Here is a 5,181-nt window from a genome sequence, read left to right as displayed (position 1 = left end):
ATACACATCCACCTTGCCTTGCGGTCCCGAACCGTTCCCGCCGCCCGCCACCAACACCTTGCCCGAGGGCAGCAGCGTCGCCGTCAGGGAGTCTCGTGCCACTCCGGTGGCGAAGCTGCCAGCGGAAGTCCAGGCATTGGAGGCCGGGTCATAGAGGGCCGTGGAAGCCAGACGGCCCGTCGCGTTCTCCCCGCCCGCCACCAGCACCATGCCCGAGGGCAGCAGCGTCGCGGTGAGGACCTGCCGGGGCTCCGGCATGGGGGCCGCGGCCGTCCAGGTGCCCGTGCCCGGGTCGTAAAGGGCCGCGGAGGACAGATACCCGCCAGCGTTGTACCCACCCGCGACCAGCACCTTGCCTGCGCTCAGCGCCACCGCCGCGTGGTACTTGCGCGCCTCCGCCATGTCGGCCGTGGCATTCCACCCCTCCACGAGAGGGGACGCGTTGCGAGTCAGCGTCTTCTCTTCGGGCGGCTTGCTACAGCCGACGACAACACAGAAAAACCCCAACAGCAGAGCCCGGCCGGCTCTCATTGCTTGCATGACATCCCCATGAATGGAGGCTGTCTCCACGCCCCCCGTTGACTGGCCTTCGAAGGCCAGGGTGCCTCACTTGGCGTGAAGAATACAATCGCACTGCTGATCATCCAGACGTATGAGCTCATACGCTAATCCCACCCGCAGACTGGGGTTTTGGGTGACTCATGCGAGTCAAGATTCAGTCATCCGAGCTGACGACTTGCGTCAAGCTGTTGCGACGACCGTTTGAGACCGCCGGCTGAGGGTGGGACTCAAGTGAGTGTCGCTGCGCAATCTTTCGCCCTCAGGGGTTCTTCACGGCGAGACACGTTCATCGCCATGAGAGGGATTCCGTGAGGCAATGTTGGATGGGAATGCTGTGGGCGCTGGCGCTCGGGCTGCTGAGCGCATGCGGGCCCGGGGTGAAGGGCCGGCTGGGTCCCCAGCCACAGTTGGAAGCCGTGACCACGACGTTCGAGAGCGTGGACGGCACGATGCTCCGGTTGCAGGTGAGCGGCTCGCGGTTCACCCACGACTGCGCCGTGTATTGGAGGGGTCAGTCACTGCCGACCACCTTCGTGAGCGAAACGGAGCTGACCGCCGTGCTGTCGGCGACGACGGACATCTGGTCGGACGACGATGATGACATCACCGTGCGGAGTGCGGAGGGAGCCGTGTCTTCTGCCTGGCAGCTGCCCCATCCCAGGCTGGTAATCCTCGCCATCAGCCCAAGGACAATCCAAGCGAAGCCCGAGGGGCCGATCCGTTTGACGGTGACGGGCCGCAACTTCGTCACCGGCACCCAGGCCTCCTTTGACCTGAGCACCTATCTCACGACGGTCCGGAGCACCGACACGCTGGAGGTGGAGCTCCCGGCCTCCGCGCTGCAATCTTCCGGGACCCCATCGCTCCAGCTCAGGACGCCCTGGCCCATCTGCGGCGGCGGCATGGGCCCCTGTGATCACATCCTCAGCGACCCGTATTTCGTCCAGGTGGACCCCGCCGACCCGTGCCAGGGGGGCGCCTGCGAACCGCCGCCTCCCACCTGCAACGCGTCCAACTGCAATGGCTGCTGCAACGGCACGACGTGCGTGGCCGTCTCGTCCCAGTCCAACGGGCAGTGCGGCCGCGGAGGCAACTCCTGTGGGGCGTGTGGCTCGAGCGCGCCGGTGTGCCAGGCCGGGGCGTGCGTCAGCCTGTGCCAGCGTGTCACCTGCAACCAGTCTCCGGCCTCCACCTGTCTTGATGCCACCACGGCGCAGCAGTACGTCACGCCCGGCACCTGCGCTCCGTCCACCGGAACGTGCAGCTACTCCCCCCAGATGGTGGCATGCGCCGACGGGCAATCCTGCGTGAACGGAGTCTGTGCAACGAGCAGCCCGCCATGGAGCCAGGCCCACCCGGCCACCGTTCCCTCCATCCGCAAGGACTTCGCGACGGTCTACGACTCGGCCCGTCAGCGCGTGGTCCTCTTCGGGGGATTCGACGTGCAGCAGGGGCAGCCCCTCAACGACACCTGGGAGTGGGACGGCACGAATTGGGAGCAGAAATCACCCGCCATTGCGCCCAGGTCACGCGCCTACCACGCGCTGGCGTACGACTCGGCCCGTCAGCGCGTCGTCCTCTTCGGAGGGGCGGAGAGGAAGAGCAACAGCGTGTACGTCGATCTCAACGACACCTGGGAGTGGGCCCCCCAAGGCTCCTCTGACTGAAGTTCGAGCAGAGGCCCACGGGGCGTCACCGGACGACACCCTGTGGGCCTCCTCGGCACCTCTGCCTCAGCCCTCACCCTCAACAGGCCTTCACTTCGCCCCATGCGTTGAGTCAAAGCGCTCGCGGGCCTTCTTGACGACGCCGATGTGGTCGATCGACCAGTTCCGGATGGCGTCAACGATGCCGTAGAGAGAGCGGCCAAGCGGCGTCACCTCGTATTCCACCGTGACGGGGACCGTCGCGAAGACGCGGCGCTCGACAAGGCCATTCCGCTCAAGGCGGCGCAGCGTCTGTCCGAGCATCTTCTGCGTGATGCCTTCCACCTTGCGCTTCAGCGCATTGAAGCGCATCGGTCCGCCGGAGAGCGCGAGCAGGAGCAGCACCGACCACTTGTCAGCGAGTTGGTCGAGCAGCTCCCGCGTCGGGCACGTCGCGACGAAGGGGCCTCTCGGTTTGCGTTTGGCCATCGTGGTTTCCTCCAGGTGCCTTGGTCCCATCCAAGTACCCTGAACGCCTCCTGGTATCCTCTTGATACCAGATATCCCCAGGCACATGGTGGGGCCCATGAATGACTTCCAGCATGACGTCGTCGAGGCCAACGGGATCGCGATCCACGTCGCATCGGCCGGCAAGGGGCCGCCGCTCCTCTTCCTTCACGGATTTCCGCACACCTGGTTCGTATGGAGGAACGTGATGCGAGCGCTCGCCAGCGAGCATCACGTCATCGCACCGGACCTCCGTGGTCTCGGAGACACGACACGGGCGGCGTCGGGCTATGACCTCGACACGCTCGTCGCCGACGCGCTCGCCGTGCTCGACGCGCACACGAAGGAGCCCGCGGTCATCATCGGCCTCGATCTCGGCGCGCCGATCGCGTTTCTCGCCGCCTCGCGCCATCCCACGCGTGTGAAGAAGCTCGTCGTCATGGAGGCGCTTCTCGGTGGACTCCCTGGCGCGGAGACGTTCCGTCCACCGTGGTGGTTCGCGTTCCACGCGATCCCCGGCATGCCGGAGGAGGTCATCTCGGGCCGCGAGGAGGCGTACCTCGACCACTTCTTCGCCATCGGCACGAAGCGCGGCCTTCCCGCCGAGGCGCGCGCCGCATTCCTCGAGGCATACCGTGGCCGGGACTCGCTCCGCTGCGCCTTCGCGCACTACCGCGCGCTCCCCGAAAACGCACAGCTCCTTGCGAAGGTCGAGCGCCTGACCGTCCCAACGCTCGCGATCGCCGGGGGCGTCGTCGGCGACGCACTCGCGCGTCAAGTCGCGCCGCTGTGCGACCACCTCGAGACCGCGCGCCTCACCGACGCCGCACACATCCTGCCCGAGGATCAACCCGCGGCGCTCGCGGCGCTCCTGCGAGGCTTCGCCCGGACGCAGGGCTGAGCGTCCTGGAAGCCCCGCGTGTCCCACAAGCTGAGGATGCCCCTTGCTGCGGCATGGGGACGCGCCCGAGGTTCTTCAGCGTGGCGTTACTGTGTCGCGACGTGACGCCCATCCGGCGATGAAGACGCGCGTGTTCGTCGATTTCTTGAGCGAGCCGGCTTCATCCGGCGCTCGCTCCGTGGCGGGCCATGCGGGCAACGACGAGATGGTGGAAGGGCCGGATGACGTTGAAGTACACGGGTCCGGCCCAGTTCCGGTAATGCACCAACGTCACCACGTGGAAGCGCCGACGGGGGCCTTCCGCGGGCTCCACCACCACCGCCAGCGTGGCCTCCAGGTGCGTGTCCTTGGCCGACACCACCCACACGTGCTCTTCCTCGGCATGGCGCACGGTGAAGAATGAGGCCGCGCTGCCCGGCGTCATCGGAATGTCCGCGGGCCGCGACAGGCGCTGCTGGGGGATGCCGTGCTGCCGCATCCCGAGCAGCCGCACGAACACGGCGCGAACCCGGTACAGCGCGCTCACCCACACGGGCTGGTAGGACATGAGGCCTGCCAGGAACTGGCGCAACGTGGCCTGGGATTCCACCGTTTTCACGTCCACGTGGACCGCACCCTGCGCGAAGGGGCGCAGAACGTCCGGCAGCGACCTGCTCGTCACCCGCATGTGGAGCCTCCCATTGTCCATCCGATACGCTACCGTATCGCGATACGGTAGCGTATCGAGGTGCTGGAAACCCGTGCCTCCAGACTGGATTGGACGATGAGCCGCACTCCTTCCCGAGTTCCCGAACCGGCGTCCTTCCGGAGCATCGAGGACATCCGCAGGGCCCCTCGGGGGGCCGGGTTGTCGGCGGAGGATTGGGCGGATGCCGCGCTGTGGAGCCTGGAGAATGGCGTGGATTCGCTGTCCGTGGAGCGGCTGGCGCGCAACCTGGGGGTGACGAAGGGCGGCTTCTACTGGCACTACAAGGATCGGTCGGACGTGCTCCAGGCCGCGCTCTCACGGTGGGAGGAATGGGCGACCACCCGGGTCATTCAGCGCCTGGAGGCGTTGCCGGACCCCAGGGCGCGCTTGCGCCAGCTGCTGGAGCTGACCTTCGAGCAGGGCGCGCATGGAAGAATCGAGGTCGCCCTGGTCGCTGGTGCTTCTTCGGACCCTCGCATCCAGCCGGTGCTTGCGCGGGTGTCCCAGCTGCGCATCGACTATCTCACCAGGCTCTACAGGGCGCTGGGGCTGCCGGCGCGTGATGCTCGCAGGTGGGCGCTCCAGGCGTACTCCACCTATGTGGGCCTGCTGCACCTGTCCATCGCCAGCCCTGAGTCGCTGGGCACGAGCCGTGCCCGGACCGAGTATGTGCAGCATGTCGTGCGGACGCTCATGCCGGTGTGAGGGTCGCCTCACTTTCCTGCCTGCTTCTGCCGGACCGAATACTCAGTGGGCCTGCTCCGGTTCGGTGGACAGGTTGACTACGCTGCCAGCCTCTTGGTTGCGGCCCTCCGCTCGTATTCCACTGGGCTGACGTAGCCCAGGGCGGAGTGGCGCCGCTTCCGGTTGTAGAACAC

At 66.9% G+C, this 5,181-nt stretch carries 7 protein-coding genes; 3 read left to right on the top strand and 4 right to left on the bottom strand.

Annotation, left to right across the window (positions count from 1 at the left end; all coding sequences use genetic code 11):
* Window positions 1-402, bottom strand: a 402-nt coding sequence (locus D7V77_RS39925) for a kelch repeat-containing protein (RefSeq protein ID WP_304485891.1), incomplete at its 3' end; no start/stop codon positions are given.
* A gap of 482 nt (window positions 403-884) precedes the next feature.
* Here D7V77_RS39925 and D7V77_RS44450 point away from each other — a divergent pair.
* On the top strand, window positions 885-2,228 hold the full coding sequence (locus tag D7V77_RS44450) for a kelch repeat-containing protein (RefSeq protein WP_120581434.1): 1,344 nt from the start codon (window positions 885-887) through the stop codon (window positions 2,226-2,228).
* A 90-nt stretch (window positions 2,229-2,318) separates the two neighbouring features.
* Here D7V77_RS44450 and D7V77_RS39915 read toward each other — a convergent pair whose 3' ends face one another.
* Entirely contained in the window at window positions 2,319-2,696 is a 378-nt protein-coding gene (locus D7V77_RS39915; protein WP_120581433.1) for a helix-turn-helix domain-containing protein, read from the bottom strand.
* Window positions 2,697-2,793: 97 nt separating this feature from the next.
* Here D7V77_RS39915 and D7V77_RS39910 point away from each other — a divergent pair, with 97 nt between their 5' ends.
* The gene (locus tag D7V77_RS39910; protein WP_120581435.1) at window positions 2,794-3,615 is read left to right on the top strand and encodes an alpha/beta fold hydrolase; all 822 of its coding nucleotides are present in this window, start codon (window positions 2,794-2,796) and stop codon (window positions 3,613-3,615) included.
* Window positions 3,616-3,775: 160 nt separating this feature from the next.
* Here D7V77_RS39910 and D7V77_RS39905 read toward each other — a convergent pair whose 3' ends face one another.
* Window positions 3,776-4,282, bottom strand: a complete 507-nt coding sequence (locus D7V77_RS39905; RefSeq protein ID WP_158624577.1) for a DUF2867 domain-containing protein — start codon at window positions 4,280-4,282, stop codon at window positions 3,776-3,778.
* A gap of 96 nt (window positions 4,283-4,378) precedes the next feature.
* Here D7V77_RS39905 and D7V77_RS39900 point away from each other — a divergent pair, with 96 nt between their 5' ends.
* Complete coding sequence (locus D7V77_RS39900) at window positions 4,379-5,008, top strand: TetR/AcrR family transcriptional regulator (RefSeq protein ID WP_233597516.1); 630 nt, start codon at window positions 4,379-4,381, stop codon at window positions 5,006-5,008.
* Between the two features lie 77 nt (window positions 5,009-5,085).
* Here the strand turns inward: D7V77_RS39900 and D7V77_RS46100 are convergent, their stop codons facing one another.
* A complete protein-coding gene (locus tag D7V77_RS46100) occupies window positions 5,086-5,181 on the bottom strand; it encodes an IS3 family transposase (protein WP_367303451.1) in 96 nt (31 codons plus the stop codon).

Source organism: Corallococcus sp. CA041A (assembly GCF_003612075.1).
GTDB lineage: Bacteria > Myxococcota > Myxococcia > Myxococcales > Myxococcaceae > Corallococcus > Corallococcus exiguus.
Note: the sequence above shows the minus strand (reverse complement) of the source record. Positions and strands in the feature narration are given on the sequence as shown.

What these genes read in the sequence shown, in the direction of transcription:
- D7V77_RS39900 (WP_233597516.1), top strand. Translation starts at nt 4,379, where the DNA reads ATGAGCCGCACTCCTTCCCGAGTTCCCGAACCGGCGTCCTTCCGGAGC.
- D7V77_RS39905 (WP_158624577.1), bottom strand. Translation starts at nt 4,282, where the DNA reads ATGCGGGTGACGAGCAGGTCGCTGCCGGACGTTCTGCGCCCCTTCGCG.
- D7V77_RS44450 (WP_120581434.1), top strand. Translation starts at nt 885, where the DNA reads ATGGGAATGCTGTGGGCGCTGGCGCTCGGGCTGCTGAGCGCATGCGGG.
- D7V77_RS39915 (WP_120581433.1), bottom strand. Translation starts at nt 2,696, where the DNA reads ATGGCCAAACGCAAACCGAGAGGCCCCTTCGTCGCGACGTGCCCGACG.
- D7V77_RS39910 (WP_120581435.1), top strand. Translation starts at nt 2,794, where the DNA reads ATGAATGACTTCCAGCATGACGTCGTCGAGGCCAACGGGATCGCGATC.